The sequence below is a fragment of the Rhizobium sp. AC44/96 genome, from assembly GCF_001692185.1.
In the GTDB taxonomy this organism is placed as follows: domain Bacteria; phylum Pseudomonadota; class Alphaproteobacteria; order Rhizobiales; family Rhizobiaceae; genus Rhizobium.
Genome location: NZ_LXKO01000001.1, coordinates 1,120,476 through 1,135,558, shown reverse-complemented (window position 1 = coordinate 1,135,558; position 15,083 = coordinate 1,120,476). Strand labels below are relative to the sequence as shown.

The window sequence follows — 15,083 nt, the reverse complement described above, 5'->3', positions numbered from 1 at the left end:
GGCCGAAACCGGTACGCTGAGCTGATCGAGCGTCTACGTGGTCAGCGAGCATTTTGTTACAGTCTATCGCCTCACATGAGTACACAAAAAATTGGCTTCCCGCGCAAGCGCCTGGCGGCATAAATGATCCGAACAGAGCGCTGATGCGTTGAAGGTTTGAGACCCTGTCATCGGGCTCAGGAGGTTTTGACATGCCAATGTACCGTCCGCCCAAGATCGCCGCCTCGGAGATCACGCCACAACAGATCTATCTGAAGCGTCGCGAGTTCCTCGGTGCTGCGGCACTCGGCACCATGGCGCTCTATGGAGCCAGCAAGGCGAGCGCTGCCGCACTTTCGGTCGTTGACAGCAAGTATACCGTCGATGAGAAGGCAACGCCGCTCAAGGATGTGACCACCTATAACAATTTCTACGAGTTCGGCCTCGACAAGGGTGATCCTGCGGCACTTTCCGGTGACTTCAAGCCCCTGCCCTGGACGATCAAGGTCGACGGGATGGTCGGCAAGCCCGGCACGTTCGACATCGACGCCTTGATGAAGGAATTCCCGATCGAGAGCCGCACTTATCGCATGCGCTGCGTCGAGGCTTGGTCGATGGTCATCCCTTGGGACGGCTTTCCGCTCGCCTCCCTGCTTAACAAGGTCGAGCCGCTCGGAAGCGCAAAATATGTCGCCTTCGAGACGGTCGTGCGCCCGGACGAGATGCCGGGGCAAAAGGGCATCTTCCAGTCGCTTGACTGGCCTTATGTCGAAGGCTTGCGGCTCGATGAGGCGCGCCATCCCCTGACGCTGCTCGCCGTCGGGCTTTACGGCCAGACACTGCCGAACCAGAACGGCGCGCCGATCCGGCTGGTCGTTCCCTGGAAGTATGGCTTCAAGGGCATCAAGTCGATCGTGCGGATCACGCTCACCGACCAGGAACCGAAGAACACCTGGCAGGTCACCAACTCGCAGGAATACGGCTTCTACGCCAACGTCAATCCCGAGGTCGATCATCCACGCTGGAGCCAGGCAACGGAGCGGCGTATCGGCGAAAGCGGCTTCTTCGGCGCCAGCCGTCATCCGACCCTGCCGTTCAACGGCTATGCCGACGAGGTGGCCAGCCTCTACAGCGGCATGGATCTCAGGAAGAACTTTTGATGGCGGCCCTATCGTTCAGTCTGCCGAAGCGCTGGCAATCGGCTTCCGTATGGGCGCTTTATGCCGTTGGCCTCCTGCCTGCCGCCTGGACCTTCTACCTCGGCGCAACGGATCAGCTGGGCGCGGACCCGGTAAAGACCTTCGAGCTTTTCCTCGGCCTCTGGACGATCCGCTTTCTCATCCTGACGCTGACGGTATCCCCTGCCCGCGATCTCTTGGGCTGGAACTATCTCCGCTATCGCCGCGCGCTCGGTCTCTTGACCTTCTACTACGCCCTGATGCACTTCACGGTCTACATGGTCCTTGACCAGGCTCTCGACGTTTCGGCGGTGCTTGATGACGTCTTGAAACGGCCCTTCATCATGTTCGGCATGGGGGCGCTGGCGCTGCTGGTGCCGCTTGCCTTGACATCGAACAATCTCTCGATCCGCCGCCTCGGCCAGAATTGGGTGCGGCTGCATCGCCTCGTGTATATCATTGCCGCCGCAGGCGCCGTGCACTTCGCGCTGTCGACAAAGGTCCTCGATCTGCAGCAGTACATTTATCTCAGCCTGATCATCCTCCTGATCCTCTATCGCTCATGGAGACCGATCGCGCGGAGCAGGAAGCGTTCATCCGGGCGAGACCGTCGACCGGCTACGGCGAACGCCGCTTAACCCGCATAGGGCCTCATGAAGCAGACCCGCGCCTCAAGTTGACGCATCGGTATCCGGCTGATTGATCATGGCTTCGATATTGTGGCCATCGGGATCAAGAACGAAACAAGCAAAGTAGTCGGGCCCATAGTGCGGGCGTGGGCCGGGAGCCCCATGGTCCCTGGCGCCGGCCTCGAGTGCGGCGTGATAGAAAGCCTCAACCTCGGACCTCTTGCTAGCACGAAAGGCGATATGCACCGGCGTCAAAGGCGGCTGGCTATCGGCTTGTTGGATTTCGAACAGGCAACCATTGCCTATATCGAATGCCCAGAAAACGTCCTCTTTTCCGAAGGAAAGCGCGTATCCCAGCGGCGAAAATGCCGTCTCGTAGAAGATCTTGCTCTTCGCGAGGTCACCTACCGCGATAGTTATGTGGTCTATCAAGTGCACGCTCCCAAAGACGCAACGGAGCCACGACGCTACGCTGGATCTGAAACGCACTCAACAGGCAAGCCGAGAGAGCAAGTGGACGAGCGCGGTCGTCATGATCAGATCCCCACAAACGAAAACAGCCGGGCTTTTCAGCCCGGCTGTTTTGCTTCCGGCGAACCGGAAAGGATTAAGCGGCTTCAGCAGCAGCTGCTTCGGCTTCAACGCGAGCCTTGTCGGCTGCGCCCTTGGCGTTTACGTCGCGATCGACGAATTCGACAACAGCGAGGGCAGCGTTGTCGCCCTGGCGGTAGCCAGCCTTCATGATACGCAGGTAGCCGCCGTTGCGGGTTGCGTAGCGCGAAGCGATTGCGTCGAAGAGCTTCGAAACAACAGCAGCGTCGCGGATCTGCGAGATCGCCTGACGACGAGCGTGCAGGTCGCCGCGCTTGCCGAGGGTGACGAGCTTTTCAACGATCGGACGGATTTCCTTTGCCTTCGGCAGGGTGGTCACGATCTGCTCATGGGTGATGAGCGAAGCCGCCATGTTGGCAAACATTGCCTTGCGGTGGCTAGCGGTTCTATTCAGCTTGCGGCCGGCTTTACCGTGGCGCATGGCTATTCTCCTTCACTTGCAGGCATTCGCCTGCCGTTTGAACTGTTAGTACTGGTCTTCGTAACGCTTGGCGAGATCTTCGATGTTCTCAGGCGGCCATGCCGGCACTTCCATGCCGAGGTGCAGGCCCATGGAAGCGAGAACTTCCTTGATTTCGTTCAGCGACTTGCGACCAAAATTCGGTGTGCGGAGCATTTCTGCTTCGGTCTTCTGAATGAGGTCGCCGATGTAGACGATGTTGTCGTTCTTCAGGCAGTTTGCCGAGCGAACAGACAGTTCGAGTTCGTCCACCTTCTTGAGGAGCGCCGGGTTGAAAGCGAGTTCGGTGACTGCTTCTTCCTCGGTTTCCTTCTGCGGCTCGTCGAAGTTGACGAACACGCCAAGCTGATCCTGGAGGATGCGAGCCGCGAAAGCGACAGCATCTTCGCCGGAGATCGAACCATCGGTTTCGATCGTCATGTTCAGCTTGTCGTAGTCGAGAACCTGTCCTTCACGGGTATTTTCAACCTTGTAGGACACCTTCTTGACCGGCGAATAAAGGCTGTCGACCGGGATGAGACCGATCGGAGCATCTTCCGCACGATTACGGTCGGCCGGAACGTAGCCCTTGCCGTTGTTGACGGTAAATTCCATACGGATTTCGGCGCCCTCGTCGAGCGTGCAGATCACGTGCTCGGGGTTGAGGATTTCGATATCGCCGACCGTCTGGATGTCGCCAGCCGTTACAACGCCCGGGCCCTGCTTACGCACGACCATGCGCTTTGCGTCATCGCCATCCATCTTGATGGCGATTTCCTTGATGTTGAGGACGATGTCCGTGACGTCTTCGCGGACGCCCGGGATCGACGAGAATTCATGCAGCACGCCATCGATCTGCACGGCCGTCACTGCGGCACCGCGCAGCGAGGACAGCAGAACGCGGCGAAGCGCGTTGCCGAGGGTGAGGCCGAAACCGCGCTCCAGCGGCTCTGCTACGAGCGTCGCCTTGGTGCGCGAGCTCGAAGAGAACTCGACCTTGTTCGGCTTGATCAATTCCTGCCAGTTTTTCTGAATCATATTTTTGCCTTCCGTTCGTTGCCACCATCCAATCGTGACAACCGAGCTTGAGAAGCACCGGGAGCGAAGATCCGCTCACCGGTGTTGTGAATGGCGATGATCAGACGCGGCGCTTCTTGCGCGGGCGGCAACCATTGTGCGGGATCGGCGTCACGTCGCGGATGGACGTGATCATGAAGCCAGCAGCCTGGAGCGCGCGCAGAGCGGATTCACGACCCGAACCCGGACCGCAAACCTCAACTTCCAGCGACTTCATGCCATGTTCCTGAGCCTTCTTGGCGCAGTCTTCAGCAGCGATCTGAGCAGCGAACGGGGTCGACTTGCGCGAGCCCTTGAAGCCCTTGGCGCCAGCAGACGACCAGGCAATGGCGTTGCCCTGTGCGTCGGTGATCGTGATCATCGTGTTGTTGAAGGTCGAGTTGACGTGAGCAACGCCCGACGAAATGTTTTTACGTTCGCGACGGCGAACGCGTACGGCTTCCTTGGCCATTTAAATCCCTTTCTTGGATCTCTGCACCGCCGTAATGCCAGCGGCTACACCGGAACGAGACCTTGCGGCCCTGCCCCAAACTCAAAAGAGGCCGGCGCAGACCGCCAGCCCCCACACTCCCGGTTTCCCGGAAATTACTTCTTCTTACCAGCGATCGCCTTTGCCGGGCCCTTGCGGGTACGAGCATTGGTGTGCGTGCGCTGACCGCGGACCGGAAGGCCACGGCGATGACGCAGGCCGCGGTAGCAGCCGAGGTCCATCAGACGCTTGATGTTCATCGAGGTCTCGCGACGCAGGTCACCTTCGACCTGGTAATCGCGGTCGATGGTTTCGCGAATCTGCAGGACTTCAGCGTCAGTGAGCTGATTCACGCGACGATCAGCAGGAATACCGACCTTCTCGATGATTTCCTGTGCGAATTTCGGACCGATCCCGTGAATGTACGTCAGCGCGATTACAACGCGCTTTGCAGTCGGGATGTTGACGCCAGCGATACGTGCCACGCCTATTCTCCTTGCGTTCCAGTTGCCATCCGGCAAGTGGTGTCTCGTTACACGACCCAGAGAGGTCGCAATTACAATTCAGGTTCTCAACAAGTCAAAACGATCGAACCCGGAATTCCATTGGGAAGTCCGCGCCGATCGCATGAGATATCGCGAGTTGGCGCGGTGTTTAGCGGAATCAGCGCTTAAAAGCAACCGCTTCCGCCAAGTTTATTTCCAAAGCCCTAAAGCTTCGAAAGAATGGCTTCGATCTCGTTCGTCACGTGATCGATGTCTGCCATGCCGTCAACCGACTTCAACTTGCCCTTGGCATAGTAGTAGCCGATCAGCGGCGATGTTTCCTTGTAGTAGGCGCCGAGACGGGTGACGACCGTTTCGCGGTTGTCATCGGGACGACGCTTGAAGTGGGTCGAACCGCAACGGTCGCAGACCCCTTCCACCTTCGGCTTCACGTTGGTGTCGTGGTACCCTGCTCCGCAGTTGGCGCAGGTGTAGCGGCCGGAAACGCGGTCCGCCAGAATCTTGTCGTCGACCTGGATCTCGATGACTGTCGAAAGCTCGATGCCCTTGCCTTTCAGCATGGCCTCGGTCGCGTCGGCCTGAACCAGTGTCCTCGGAAAGCCGTCAAGGATGAAGCCCTTGGCACAATCCGGAGCGTCGAGGCGCTCGGAGACGATGGCATTGACGATCTCATCGGAAACAAGCTTGCCGGCGTCCATGACAGCCTTTGCCCGCTTGCCGACCTCCGTGCCCGCCGCAACGGCAGCACGAAGCATATCGCCCGTGGAGAGCTGCGGAATACCGTATTTCTCCACGATCCGCTGAGCCTGGGTCCCCTTACCCGCGCCCGGCGGCCCTAACAGTATGAGTCTCATCGCCCCCTCTTTCCTCCGCGCAACTTCGATTTCTTGATCAGGCCTTCATACTGCTGGGCGATCAGGTGACCCTGGATCTGTGCCACCGTATCGAGAGTTACGCTAACCACGATCAAAAGCGAAGTGCCACCGAGGGACAACGGAATGCCCGTTTGCGACACCAGAATTTCCGGCAGAATGCAGACGAAGACGAGGTAGATCGCGCCGATGACCGTAATGCGGGTCAGCACGTAATCGATGTACTCGGCGGTCCGCTCGCCCGGGCGAATGCCGGGAATGAAGCCGCCATGCTTCTTCAGATTGTCGGCCGTGTCCTTCGGATTGAAGACGATGGCCGTGTAGAAGAAGGCGAAGAAGGCGATCAGCAGACCGTAGAGGAGCATGTAGAGCGGCTGGCCGTGGCCGAGGGCGGCGACAATAGACGTCGCCCAGGCCGGCAGAGCCGTGGTGTTCGCGAAGCCTGCGACCGTTGCGGGCAGCAAAAGCAGCGAAGACGAGAAGATTGCCGGGATAACGCCCGAGGTGTTGAGCTTCAGCGGCAGGTGCGACGTGTCGCCCTGGAACATGCGATTGCCGACCTGACGCTTCGGATACTGGATCAGAAGCCGGCGCTGGGCACGCTCGACGAAGACGATGATGGCAATGACGGCGATGGCGATCACAATAACCGCGAGAATCAGCGTCGTCGACAGAGCGCCGGTGCGGCCGAGTTCGAGGGTACCAGCCAGCGCCTGCGGAAGGCCTGCCGCGATACCTGCAAAGATGATGAGCGAGATGCCGTTGCCGATGCCGCGCGAGGTGATCTGTTCACCAAGCCACATCAGGAACATCGTGCCGCCCAGCAGCGTGATGACGGTCGAGACGCGGAAGAAGATGCCGGGATCGACGACCAGACCATTGCCGCTCTCAAGGCCGACAGAGATGCCGTAGGCCTGAAGCGCACCGAGCAGCACCGTGCCGTAGCGGGTGTACTGGTTGATGATCTTGCGGCCCTGCTCGCCTTCCTTCTTCAGGTTCTCGAGCGCCGGGACGACCGAGGTCATCAGCTGCACGATGATCGAAGCGGAAATGTACGGCATGATTCCGAGTGCGAAGATCGCCATGCGCTGGACAGCGCCGCCGGAAAACATGTTGAAGAGACCGAGAATGCCGCCGGACTGACCGCGGAAGGCCTGGGCGTAAGCTTCGGGGTTAAGACCCGGAAGCGGAATATGCGTCCCAAGCCGATACACGAGGAGAGCTGCCAGTGTGAACCACAGGCGCTTCTTGAGATCCTCGGCTTTGGCGAAGGTCGAGAAATTGAGGTTGGAAGCCAACTGTTCCGCTGCAGACGCCATGCGATTCTCCGCGCTACCAATTTCGGGTTCCCGCTTGGGGCCTATCCCGGAATCGGCATTTCTGAATTATTCAAAAGCGGGCTTCGGACGGATTGCGGGCGCAACCTATGCCTCACCCTGTTTTTAGTCGTACCGTCGATGACGCACGTGCGTCCAGCCGGTTTTTGTGAGGCTCACATATGGGAGCAAAATCGCCCGGTGTGAAGCACCCCGGGCGACTTATCATAGATTAATTATTCTGCAGCTGCGGCAGAAAGAAGCGTGACGGAACCGCCAGCCTTTTCGATCTTTTCGACAGCAGGCTTGGAAGCGCCAGCTACTTCGAACTTGACCTTTGCCTTCAGCTCGCCGTCGGCGAGAACGCGAACGCCGTCCTTGACGCGACGGATAACGCCGGCAGCCTTGAGAGCTGCAGCATCAACCGTGGACTTGGCGTCGAGCTTGCCAGCGTCGATAGCAGCCTGAACACGCTCCAGGGACACGACAACGAAGTCGGCCTTGAAGATGTTGTTGAAGCCGCGCTTCGGCAGGCGACGGTAGATTGGCATCTGACCGCCTTCGAAGCCGTTGATGGCTACGCCCGAACGGGACTTCTGACCCTTGACACCGCGACCACCGGTTTTGCCGGAGCCCGAACCAATACCGCGGCCGAGGCGCTTGCGGCTGTGGGTCGAACCTTCGTTGTCTTTAATTTCATTGAGTTTCATAGCGAATACTCCCGGCTTACTTCTCGTCGACGATGCGAACGAGATGCTGGACAGCACGGATCATGCCACGAACGGAAGGGGTATCTTCCAGCGTGCGACGACGGTGCATCTTGTTCAATCCGAGACCGATCAGCGTGCGCTGCTGTACGTCTGGACGGCGAATCGGGCTGCCGATCTGCTCGACGGTAACCGTCTTTGCTTCGGTCTTCTTTGTAGCCTTGGCCATGGATCAGCTCCTCTTATTCTTCAGAAGCGTTACCAGAAGCGGCACGGCGAGCCTGAAGCGTTGCATACTTGATGCCGCGCTGAGCTGCGATGTCCTTCGGGTGAACCTGGTGCTTCAGAGCGTCGAAGGTAGCGCGAACCATGTTGTATGGGTTCGACGAACCGGTCGACTTTGCAACGACGTCGTGAACGCCGAGCGTTTCGAAAACGGCGCGCATCGGACCACCGGCGATGATACCGGTACCGACCTTGGCCGAGCGAAGCAGAACCTTGCCGGCGCCATGGCGGCCGTGAACGTCGTGATGCAGCGTACGGCCGTCACGCAGCGGTACGAAGATCAGTTCGCGCTTGGCAGCTTCAGTCGCCTTGCGGATTGCTTCCGGCACTTCGCGTGCCTTGCCGTGACCAAAGCCAACGCGGCCCTTCTGGTCGCCGACGACGACGAGAGCGGCGAAGCCGAAGCGACGGCCACCCTTAACAACCTTAGCAACGCGGTTAATCGCGACCAGCTTGTCAACGAATTCGCTATCGCGTTCTTCGCGGTTCTGGCGATCGTCGCGAGAACCTCTTCTTTCCTGTGCCATTGTCCTTTTCCTTTTTCTTTTGCGGGTGGAACGGCAGACAAAACGAGGACCGCATCAGCCTCCCCTATCGAGGAGCGTTTGCGGCCCGGTGAAGATCCGGCCGGAAGCTTTGGGCTCCGGCCGGAAATCTAATTAGAAGGACAGACCGCCTTCGCGAGCTGCATCAGCCAGGGCCTTGATGCGGCCGTGGTAGATGAAGGCGCCACGGTCGAATACGACTTCCTTGACGCCAGCCTTCGATGCGCGTTCAGCAACGAGCTTGCCTACGAGGGCAGCTGCAGCTGTGTCAGCACCGGTCTTCAGAGAACCGCGCAGGTCCTTATCGAGGGTCGAGGCAGACGCGAGCGTCTTGCCGGCAACATCGTCGATAACCTGAACGTAGATGTTCTTCGAGGAGCGATGAACCGACAGGCGCGGACGGCCATTGGCCACCGACTTGAGATGACGGCGCACGCGGTTGGCACGACGTGCAAGTGCTTCTTTCCTGCTAGCCATTTCGCGTGTTCCTTACTTCTTCTTGCCTTCTTTGCGAACGATACGTTCGCCGGCATACTTGACGCCCTTGCCCTTGTAAGGCTCAGGACCGCGGTATTCGCGGATTTCAGCGGCAACCTGGCCGACCTGCTGCTTATTGATGCCAGTGACAACAATTTCAGTCGGCTTCGGCACAGCGATCGTGATGCCGACCGGCGGCTCATAAACCACGTCGTGGCTGAAACCGAGAGCGAGCTGCAGGTTCTTGCCCTGAAGCGACGCGCGGTAACCGACGCCGTTGATTTCGAGCTTGCGCTCGTAGCCGTCCTTAACACCCGTGAAGATGTTTTCGATCATCGTGCGGGACATGCCCCACTTCGAACGAGCATCCTTCGACTGCGTGAGCGGCGTCACGACAACCGCATTGTTTTCGAGCTTAACGCCGACTTCGTCGTTTGCGACGAAGAACAGCTCGCCCTTCGGGCCCTTTGCAGTAACCTTCTGGCCTTCGACCGTAGCCGTAATCCCAGCAGGAATCTGAACGGGCTTCTTACCGATACGAGACATTTTTATATCCTGTCTGTTCGCTATGGAGATCGATGCTCGGTATTAGAATACCGAGCAAAGAACCTCGCCACCAACGTTCTGTTCGCGAGCCTGGTGATCGGCCATCACACCCTTCGGAGTCGAAAGGATGGTGATGCCGAGGCCGTTCGCGACCTGCGGAATGGACTTGACCGAGACATAAACCCGGCGGCCCGGCTTGGACACACGGCCGATCTCACGGATCACCGATGCGCCTTCGTAGTACTTCAGCTCGATGCTGATTTCAGACTTGCCATTGCCGAAATCGACAAGGGAGTAGCCACGGATGTAGCCTTCAGCCTGAAGAACATCGAGAACACGTGCACGGAGCTTCGAAGCAGGCGTCGAGACCGACGACTTGCGGCGGGAAGCGCCGTTACGGATGCGAGTGAGCATATCGCCCAACGGATCAGTCATTGTCATCTAACCTGCTCCTTACCAGCTCGACTTGACGATGCCCGGCACCTTGCCGAGATTGCCGAGTTCACGCAGCGCGATACGCGACATGCGCAGTTTGCGGTAGTATGCGCGCGGACGGCCCGATACTTCACAACGGTTGCGAATACGGGTCTTCGATCCATCGCGCGGCAGGGATGCCAGCTTGATCGAGGCCTTGAACCGGTCTTCGATCGGAAGAGCCTGGTTCATGATGATCGCCTTCAAAGCTGCGCGCTTGGCAGCCTGGTTTGCGACCGTGGTACGGCGGCGCTTGTTCTTTTCAACTGCGCTTGTCTTCGCCATGTGCGGTTCCTTTTCTACGCTCGTCGTTACGGTTACTGACGGAACGGGAAGTTGAACTCTGTCAGCAGAGCCCGTGCTTCGTCGTCCTTCGTTGCCGTCGTGCAAACGATGATGTCCATGCCCCACATCTGATCAACCTTGTCGTAGTTGATCTCAGGGAACACAATGTGCTCCTTGATGCCCATGGCGAAGTTGCCACGGCCGTCAAAGCTCTTCGGGTTCAGGCCGCGGAAGTCGCGAACACGCGGAAGAGCGATGTTCACGAGACGGTCCAGGAACTCGTACATGCGAGCGCCGCGCAGGGTAACCTTTGCGCCGATCGGCATCTGCTCGCGGACCTTGAAGCCAGCGATGGAGTTGCGTGCACGGGTGATGACCGGCTTCTGACCAGCGATAGCGGCCAGGTCAGCTGCAGCAACAGTCGGCTTCTTCGAATCAGCCGTTGCTTCGCCAACACCCATGTTGATTACGATCTTGTCGAGTTTCGGGATCATCATCTCGTTGGCGTAGGAGAACTTCTCCTGCATCGCCGCACGAATGCGCTCGACATATTCCTTCTTGAGCCGCGGCTCGTACTTTGCGTCAGCCATCAGATCACCTCACCGGAACGCTTGGCCACACGGACCTTCTTGCCGTCAACAACCTTGAAACCAACGCGGGTCGGCTTGCCGTCCTTGTCGATGATTGCAACGTTGGACAAGTGAACCGAGGCTTCCTTGCTGATGATGCCGGCTTCCTGGGTCTGCGTCTGGCGCTGGTGGCGCTTCACGACGTTGACGCCACGAACGACGGCGCGATCTTCCTTGGGCAGAACCTGGAGGACTTCGCCAGTGCGGCCCTTGTCCTTGCCTGCGAGCATGACGACCGTGTCGCCCTTACGAATCTTTTGCATCGTTCGCGCTCCTTACAGTACTTCTGGAGCGAGCGAGATGATCTTCATGTGGTTCTTGGCGCGAAGTTCGCGCGGAACCGGTCCGAAGATACGGGTGCCGATCGGCTCTTTCTTGTTGTCGATGAGGACTGCTGCATTGGTGTCGAAGCGGATGATGGAACCATCAACACGACGGATTTCCTTGGCGGTGCGAACAACAACCGCCTTCATCACGTCACCCTTCTTCACGCGGCCGCGCGGAATAGCTTCCTTGATCGAAACGACAATAACGTCGCCGATCGAAGCATACTTGCGCTTAGAGCCGCCCAGCACCTTGATGCACATGACACGACGTGCGCCGGAATTATCCGCCACGTCGAGGTTTGTTTGCATCTGAATCATATCAGGTCGCCTTTTTGGTTTACCGGAATGGTTGGGCTTACGCCCCCTACCCCGGCATATGAAAATCTTCAGCCGACCGCTTGCCACAAGAGCAGGCGAAATACGGCATTAGCTTGAATAGCGCGGGATCGATCGTGCCAGGGTGGTTTCCCAACGGGACCTTCCGTGCGCTCAAAGCAAAAGAACGCTCGACGAACGAGCGTTCTGACGCTGCTTCATACAGAAATTTCCGCGAGACGCAAGGCCCCGCGAGAAATTCTTACTTTGCCTGGGCGGCTACGACCGTCCAGCGCTTGTCCTTGGAGATTGGCGCGCATTCCTCGATGGATACGGTATCGCCGATCTTGTACTGATTGTTTTCGTCGTGGGCCTTGTACTTCTTGGAACGACGAACGGTCTTCTGCATCAGCGGATGAGCGAAACGACGCTCAACGCGGACAACTACAGTCTTTTCGTTCTTGTCGCCAACGACGACGCCCTGCAGGATGCGCTTCGGCATATTCTTAGGCCTTTGCTTCTGCCGCCTTCTGGCGGGCAATGGTTTTCACGCGGGCGATGTCCTTGCGAACTTCGTTGACGCGAGAGGACTTTTCGAGCTGACCGGTGGCCTTCTGGAAGCGCAGGTTGAACTGCTCCTTCTTCAGGTCGGCAAGCTTGTCCTTGAGCTGATCGGCCGTCAGGCCGCGAACTTCTTCGGCTTTCATGTGCCTTGCTCCTTACTCTGCAATGCGCTGTACGAAGCGCGTCTTGACCGAGAGCTTGGCAGAGCCGAGGCGAAGCGCTTCGCGAGCGATTTCTTCGCTGACACCGTCGATTTCGAACATCATACGGCCTGGCTTGACCTTGCATGCCCAATATTCAACAGAGCCCTTACCCTTACCCATACGGACTTCGGTCGGCTTTGCGGTTACCGGAACATCCGGGAACACGCGGATCCATACACGGCCAGCACGCTTCATGTAGCGCGTGATCGCGCGGCGGGCCGCTTCGATCTCGCGTGCATTTACGCGGTTTGGCTCCTGAGCCTTAAGGCCGAATTCGCCGAATGCGAGGTCGGAACCTCCCTTGGCGACGCCCTTGATGCGGCCCTTAAATTGCTTGCGGTACTTGGTACGCTTTGGCTGCAACATTTTCTTATTCTCCGAACTTATCTGCCACCAACGCTATCAAGCGTTGTCGCGGCGACGATCGCGGTCACGGCTAGCCGGACCCTGAGCATCACCCTCGAGTGCGCGGCGCTCGGAGGCCATCGGATCGTGCTCAAGGATTTCGCCCTTGAAGATCCAAACCTTGATGCCGCAAATACCAAAAGCGGTTTCCGCTTCGGCTGTGCCATAGTCAATGTCAGCGCGCAGCGTGTGCAGCGGAACGCGACCTTCGCGGTACCATTCCGTACGAGCGATTTCAGCACCACCGAGACGGCCTGCGCAGGTGATCTTGATGCCTTCGGCGCCAAGACGCATTGCAGACTGAACGGCGCGCTTCATGGCGCGACGGAAAGCAACACGACGCTCGAGCTGCTGAGCGATCGACTGTGCGACGAGCGTAGCGTCGACTTCCGGCTTACGAACTTCAACGATGTTGAGGTGCGTTTCGGAGTTCGTCATGTCCGACAGCTTCTTGCGAAGCTTGTCGATGTCTGCGCCCTTCTTGCCGATGATCAGGCCAGGACGAGCCGAGTGGATCGTGACGCGGCACTTCTTGTGCGGACGCTCGATAACCACCTTGGCGATGCCGGCCTGCTTCAGTTCGCTCATGACGAACTTGCGCATCTTCAGGTCTTCATGCAGCAGCTGGCCATACTCGGCATTGTCCGCGAACCAGCGGCTATCCCAGGTACGGTTGATGCCAAGACGAAAACCGATTGGATTGATTTTCTGACCCATTATGCGGCCTCCTCTTGTGCCTGCACTTCGCGGACAACGATCGTGAGGTGCGCGAACGGCTTCTCGATGCGAGATGCGCGGCCACGGCCACGAGCGTGGAAACGCTTCATGACGATCGACTTGCCGACGTAGGCTTCTGCTACGACCAGCGCGTCAACGTCGAGATCATGGTTGTTCTCGGCGTTTGCGATCGCAGATTCGAGCGTCTTCTTGACGGCGCCTGCGATACGCTTGCGGGAGAACTCCAGCTCAGCGAGTGCACGTTCGACCTTCTTGCCGCGGATAGCCGCAGCAACGAGGTTGAGCTTCTGTGGGCTGACGCGGAGCGTACGGGCGACTGCTTGCGCCTCGTTGTCCTTCAGCCGGCGTTCGGCTTTTGCCTTGCCCATGATTACTTCCTCTTTGCCTTCTTGTCCGCACCGTGACCATAGTAGGTCCGGGTCGGAGAGAATTCACCGAATTTATGACCGACCATGTCTTCATTGACGCTGACCGGAACATGCTTGCTGCCGTTGTAGACGCCGAAGGTGAGACCGACGAACTGCGGCAGGATCGTGGAGCGACGGCTCCAGATCTTGATTACTTCTGCACGTCCGCCTTCACGAACCTTCTCAGCCTTCTTGAGAAGATAGCCGTCAACGAACGGACCTTTCCATACTGAACGAGCCATTGGAGACTTCCTCTCTTACTTCTTACGCTGGTGACGCGAGCGCATGATCATCTTGTCGGTCGACTTGTTCGACCGAGTGCGCTTGCCCTTGGTCGGCTTGCCCCACGGGGTAACCGGGTGACGACCACCAGAAGTGCGGCCTTCACCACCACCGTGCGGGTGGTCGACAGGGTTCATGACGACACCGCGGTTATGCGGACGCTTGCCGCGCCAAACCGTACGACCGGCCTTGCCGTCGTTGATGTTGGCGTGATCAGGGTTCGAAACCGCACCGATCGAAGCAAGGCAGGAGCCGTGCACGAGACGCTGTTCGCCGGAGTTCAGGCGAAGGATCGCCATACCCTGGTCGCGGCCAACGAGCTGTGCGTAGGAACCAGCAGAGCGAGCGATCTGGCCGCCCTTGCCCGGCTTCATTTCCACGTTGTGGATGATGGAGCCGACCGGGATGAACTGCAGCGGCATGGTGTTGCCGGGCTTTACGTCGACAGCCTTCTCAGAAGCGATGACCTTGTCGCCGGCAGCAAGACGCTGCGGAGCGATGATGTAGGCCTGTTCGCCGTCTGCGTAAGCGACGAGCGCGATGAACGCCGTACGGTTCGGGTCGTATTCGATACGCTGAACGGTGCCTTCAACGTCGAACTTGCGACGCTTGAAGTCGATCAGACGATACGTACGCTTGTGACCGCCGCCGATGAAGCGAGCCGTGATGCGACCGAGGTTGTTACGACCGCCGCTCTTGGTCAGACCTTCCGTCAGCGCCTTGACCGGCTTGCCCTTGTAGAGCGAGGAACGGTCGACGATGACCAGCTGACGCTGGCTCGGGGTCGTCGGATTGAATGTTTTCAATGCCATCTTTTT

26 protein-coding genes are annotated in these 15,083 nt (G+C 58.5%); 2 read left to right on the top strand and 24 right to left on the bottom strand.

The window, feature by feature from the left end; genetic code table 11:
* The first annotated feature begins 191 nt into the window (after window positions 1–191).
* Window positions 192–1,139, top strand: coding sequence for a protein-methionine-sulfoxide reductase catalytic subunit MsrP (msrP, locus tag A6U87_RS05560; RefSeq protein ID WP_065690152.1), 948 nt, complete (start codon window positions 192–194; stop codon window positions 1,137–1,139).
* Window positions 1,139–1,795, top strand: a complete 657-nt coding sequence (gene msrQ, locus A6U87_RS05555) for a protein-methionine-sulfoxide reductase heme-binding subunit MsrQ (protein WP_065690151.1) — start codon at window positions 1,139–1,141, stop codon at window positions 1,793–1,795. Before msrP ends, msrQ begins: the two co-directional genes overlap by 1 nt.
* A 33-nt stretch (window positions 1,796–1,828) precedes the next feature.
* Here the strand turns inward: msrQ and A6U87_RS05550 are convergent, their stop codons facing one another.
* From A6U87_RS05550 to rplB, 24 genes are all read right to left on the bottom strand, one after another.
* Window positions 1,829–2,218, bottom strand: coding sequence for a VOC family protein (locus tag A6U87_RS05550; RefSeq protein WP_065690150.1), 390 nt, complete (start codon window positions 2,216–2,218; stop codon window positions 1,829–1,831).
* Between the two features lie 175 nt (window positions 2,219–2,393).
* Window positions 2,394–2,819, bottom strand: coding sequence for a 50S ribosomal protein L17 (gene rplQ, locus A6U87_RS05545; protein WP_056541199.1), 426 nt, complete (start codon window positions 2,817–2,819; stop codon window positions 2,394–2,396).
* Window positions 2,820–2,864: 45 nt separating this feature from the next.
* Window positions 2,865–3,875, bottom strand: a complete 1,011-nt coding sequence (locus A6U87_RS05540; RefSeq protein WP_007787729.1) for a DNA-directed RNA polymerase subunit alpha — start codon at window positions 3,873–3,875, stop codon at window positions 2,865–2,867.
* A 100-nt stretch (window positions 3,876–3,975) separates the two neighbouring features.
* Window positions 3,976–4,365, bottom strand: coding sequence for a 30S ribosomal protein S11 (gene rpsK / locus A6U87_RS05535; protein ID WP_003547577.1), 390 nt, complete (start codon window positions 4,363–4,365; stop codon window positions 3,976–3,978).
* 134 nt (window positions 4,366–4,499) lie between these two features.
* Entirely contained in the window at window positions 4,500–4,868 is a 369-nt protein-coding gene (gene rpsM, locus A6U87_RS05530; protein ID WP_018900258.1) for a 30S ribosomal protein S13, read from the bottom strand.
* A gap of 224 nt (window positions 4,869–5,092) precedes the next feature.
* Window positions 5,093–5,743: an adenylate kinase gene (locus tag A6U87_RS05525; protein ID WP_065690149.1), complete on the bottom strand. Its 651-nt coding sequence runs from the start codon at window positions 5,741–5,743 to the stop codon at window positions 5,093–5,095.
* Complete coding sequence (secY, locus tag A6U87_RS05520; RefSeq protein WP_065690148.1) at window positions 5,740–7,080, bottom strand: preprotein translocase subunit SecY; 1,341 nt, start codon at window positions 7,078–7,080, stop codon at window positions 5,740–5,742. Before secY ends, A6U87_RS05525 begins: the two co-directional genes overlap by 4 nt.
* Window positions 7,081–7,313: 233 nt before the next feature.
* Window positions 7,314–7,787, bottom strand: a complete 474-nt coding sequence (rplO, locus tag A6U87_RS05515) for a 50S ribosomal protein L15 (RefSeq protein ID WP_016553563.1) — start codon at window positions 7,785–7,787, stop codon at window positions 7,314–7,316.
* Between the two features lie 16 nt (window positions 7,788–7,803).
* Window positions 7,804–8,013: a 50S ribosomal protein L30 gene (gene rpmD, locus A6U87_RS05510; protein WP_016553562.1), complete on the bottom strand. Its 210-nt coding sequence runs from the start codon at window positions 8,011–8,013 to the stop codon at window positions 7,804–7,806.
* Window positions 8,014–8,026: 13 nt separating this feature from the next.
* On the bottom strand, window positions 8,027–8,596 hold the full coding sequence (rpsE, locus tag A6U87_RS05505) for a 30S ribosomal protein S5 (protein WP_016553561.1): 570 nt from the start codon (window positions 8,594–8,596) through the stop codon (window positions 8,027–8,029).
* Between the two features lie 132 nt (window positions 8,597–8,728).
* On the bottom strand, window positions 8,729–9,091 hold the full coding sequence (rplR, locus tag A6U87_RS05500) for a 50S ribosomal protein L18 (RefSeq protein WP_065690147.1): 363 nt from the start codon (window positions 9,089–9,091) through the stop codon (window positions 8,729–8,731).
* A gap of 12 nt (window positions 9,092–9,103) precedes the next feature.
* A complete protein-coding gene (rplF, locus tag A6U87_RS05495) occupies window positions 9,104–9,637 on the bottom strand; it encodes a 50S ribosomal protein L6 (RefSeq protein ID WP_018900263.1) in 534 nt (177 codons plus the stop codon).
* Window positions 9,638–9,679: 42 nt separating this feature from the next.
* Window positions 9,680–10,078, bottom strand: a complete 399-nt coding sequence (gene rpsH, locus A6U87_RS05490; RefSeq protein WP_037063300.1) for a 30S ribosomal protein S8 — start codon at window positions 10,076–10,078, stop codon at window positions 9,680–9,682.
* Window positions 10,079–10,090: 12 nt separating this feature from the next.
* Entirely contained in the window at window positions 10,091–10,396 is a 306-nt protein-coding gene (rpsN, locus tag A6U87_RS05485; protein ID WP_016553558.1) for a 30S ribosomal protein S14, read from the bottom strand.
* A 32-nt stretch (window positions 10,397–10,428) separates the two neighbouring features.
* Window positions 10,429–10,986 carry a 50S ribosomal protein L5 gene (gene rplE / locus A6U87_RS05480; RefSeq protein WP_016553557.1) on the bottom strand — a complete coding sequence of 186 codons (558 nt, stop codon included), beginning with the start codon at window positions 10,984–10,986 and terminating at the stop codon, window positions 10,429–10,431.
* Window positions 10,986–11,288, bottom strand: coding sequence for a 50S ribosomal protein L24 (rplX, locus tag A6U87_RS05475; RefSeq protein ID WP_065690146.1), 303 nt, complete (start codon window positions 11,286–11,288; stop codon window positions 10,986–10,988). The genes rplE and rplX overlap by 1 nt, the downstream gene beginning before the upstream one ends.
* Window positions 11,289–11,300: 12 nt before the next feature.
* Window positions 11,301–11,669: a 50S ribosomal protein L14 gene (gene rplN / locus A6U87_RS05470; protein ID WP_018900268.1), complete on the bottom strand. Its 369-nt coding sequence runs from the start codon at window positions 11,667–11,669 to the stop codon at window positions 11,301–11,303.
* 259 nt (window positions 11,670–11,928) lie between these two features.
* Window positions 11,929–12,168 (bottom strand): 30S ribosomal protein S17, encoded by a 240-nt coding sequence (gene rpsQ / locus A6U87_RS05465; protein WP_037177362.1) that lies wholly within the window; start codon window positions 12,166–12,168, stop codon window positions 11,929–11,931.
* Window positions 12,169–12,172: 4 nt separating this feature from the next.
* The gene (gene rpmC, locus A6U87_RS05460) at window positions 12,173–12,373 is read right to left on the bottom strand and encodes a 50S ribosomal protein L29 (RefSeq protein WP_016553554.1); all 201 of its coding nucleotides are present in this window, start codon (window positions 12,371–12,373) and stop codon (window positions 12,173–12,175) included.
* Window positions 12,374–12,385: 12 nt separating this feature from the next.
* A complete protein-coding gene (gene rplP, locus A6U87_RS05455) occupies window positions 12,386–12,799 on the bottom strand; it encodes a 50S ribosomal protein L16 (protein WP_003573792.1) in 414 nt (137 codons plus the stop codon).
* 36 nt (window positions 12,800–12,835) lie between these two features.
* A complete protein-coding gene (rpsC, locus tag A6U87_RS05450) occupies window positions 12,836–13,555 on the bottom strand; it encodes a 30S ribosomal protein S3 (RefSeq protein WP_018857109.1) in 720 nt (239 codons plus the stop codon).
* Window positions 13,555–13,944, bottom strand: a complete 390-nt coding sequence (gene rplV / locus A6U87_RS05445; protein WP_065690145.1) for a 50S ribosomal protein L22 — start codon at window positions 13,942–13,944, stop codon at window positions 13,555–13,557. Before rplV ends, rpsC begins: the two co-directional genes overlap by 1 nt.
* A 2-nt stretch (window positions 13,945–13,946) precedes the next feature.
* Window positions 13,947–14,225: a 30S ribosomal protein S19 gene (gene rpsS, locus A6U87_RS05440; RefSeq protein ID WP_007531666.1), complete on the bottom strand. Its 279-nt coding sequence runs from the start codon at window positions 14,223–14,225 to the stop codon at window positions 13,947–13,949.
* A gap of 15 nt (window positions 14,226–14,240) precedes the next feature.
* The gene (gene rplB, locus A6U87_RS05435; RefSeq protein WP_065690144.1) at window positions 14,241–15,077 is read right to left on the bottom strand and encodes a 50S ribosomal protein L2; all 837 of its coding nucleotides are present in this window, start codon (window positions 15,075–15,077) and stop codon (window positions 14,241–14,243) included.
* Between the last annotated feature and the right edge of the window lie 6 nt (window positions 15,078–15,083).

Excerpts from the sequence above, each read along its gene's own strand:
- msrP (WP_065690152.1), top strand. The coding sequence starts at position 192 with ATGCCAATGTACCGTCCGCCCAAGATCGCCGCCTCGGAGATCACGCCA.
- msrQ (WP_065690151.1), top strand. The coding sequence starts at position 1,139 with ATGGCGGCCCTATCGTTCAGTCTGCCGAAGCGCTGGCAATCGGCTTCC.
- rplQ (WP_056541199.1), bottom strand. The coding sequence starts at position 2,819 with ATGCGCCACGGTAAAGCCGGCCGCAAGCTGAATAGAACCGCTAGCCAC.
- A6U87_RS05540 (WP_007787729.1), bottom strand. The coding sequence starts at position 3,875 with ATGATTCAGAAAAACTGGCAGGAATTGATCAAGCCGAACAAGGTCGAG.
- rpsK (WP_003547577.1), bottom strand. The coding sequence starts at position 4,365 with ATGGCCAAGGAAGCCGTACGCGTTCGCCGTCGCGAACGTAAAAACATT.
- A6U87_RS05525 (WP_065690149.1), bottom strand. The coding sequence starts at position 5,743 with ATGAGACTCATACTGTTAGGGCCGCCGGGCGCGGGTAAGGGGACCCAG.
- secY (WP_065690148.1), bottom strand. The coding sequence starts at position 7,080 with ATGGCGTCTGCAGCGGAACAGTTGGCTTCCAACCTCAATTTCTCGACC.
- rplO (WP_016553563.1), bottom strand. The coding sequence starts at position 7,787 with ATGAAACTCAATGAAATTAAAGACAACGAAGGTTCGACCCACAGCCGC.
- rpmD (WP_016553562.1), bottom strand. The coding sequence starts at position 8,013 with ATGGCCAAGGCTACAAAGAAGACCGAAGCAAAGACGGTTACCGTCGAG.
- rpsE (WP_016553561.1), bottom strand. The coding sequence starts at position 8,596 with ATGGCACAGGAAAGAAGAGGTTCTCGCGACGATCGCCAGAACCGCGAA.
- rplR (WP_065690147.1), bottom strand. The coding sequence starts at position 9,091 with ATGGCTAGCAGGAAAGAAGCACTTGCACGTCGTGCCAACCGCGTGCGC.
- rplF (WP_018900263.1), bottom strand. The coding sequence starts at position 9,637 with ATGTCTCGTATCGGTAAGAAGCCCGTTCAGATTCCTGCTGGGATTACG.
- rpsH (WP_037063300.1), bottom strand. The coding sequence starts at position 10,078 with ATGACAATGACTGATCCGTTGGGCGATATGCTCACTCGCATCCGTAAC.
- rpsN (WP_016553558.1), bottom strand. The coding sequence starts at position 10,396 with ATGGCGAAGACAAGCGCAGTTGAAAAGAACAAGCGCCGCCGTACCACG.
- rplE (WP_016553557.1), bottom strand. The coding sequence starts at position 10,986 with ATGGCTGACGCAAAGTACGAGCCGCGGCTCAAGAAGGAATATGTCGAG.
- rplX (WP_065690146.1), bottom strand. The coding sequence starts at position 11,288 with ATGCAAAAGATTCGTAAGGGCGACACGGTCGTCATGCTCGCAGGCAAG.
- rplN (WP_018900268.1), bottom strand. The coding sequence starts at position 11,669 with ATGATTCAGATGCAAACAAACCTCGACGTGGCGGATAATTCCGGCGCA.
- rpsQ (WP_037177362.1), bottom strand. The coding sequence starts at position 12,168 with ATGCCGAAGCGCATCCTGCAGGGCGTCGTCGTTGGCGACAAGAACGAA.
- rpmC (WP_016553554.1), bottom strand. The coding sequence starts at position 12,373 with ATGAAAGCCGAAGAAGTTCGCGGCCTGACGGCCGATCAGCTCAAGGAC.
- rplP (WP_003573792.1), bottom strand. The coding sequence starts at position 12,799 with ATGTTGCAGCCAAAGCGTACCAAGTACCGCAAGCAATTTAAGGGCCGC.
- rpsC (WP_018857109.1), bottom strand. The coding sequence starts at position 13,555 with ATGGGTCAGAAAATCAATCCAATCGGTTTTCGTCTTGGCATCAACCGT.
- rplV (WP_065690145.1), bottom strand. The coding sequence starts at position 13,944 with ATGGGCAAGGCAAAAGCCGAACGCCGGCTGAAGGACAACGAGGCGCAA.
- rpsS (WP_007531666.1), bottom strand. The coding sequence starts at position 14,225 with ATGGCTCGTTCAGTATGGAAAGGTCCGTTCGTTGACGGCTATCTTCTC.
- rplB (WP_065690144.1), bottom strand. The coding sequence starts at position 15,077 with ATGGCATTGAAAACATTCAATCCGACGACCCCGAGCCAGCGTCAGCTG.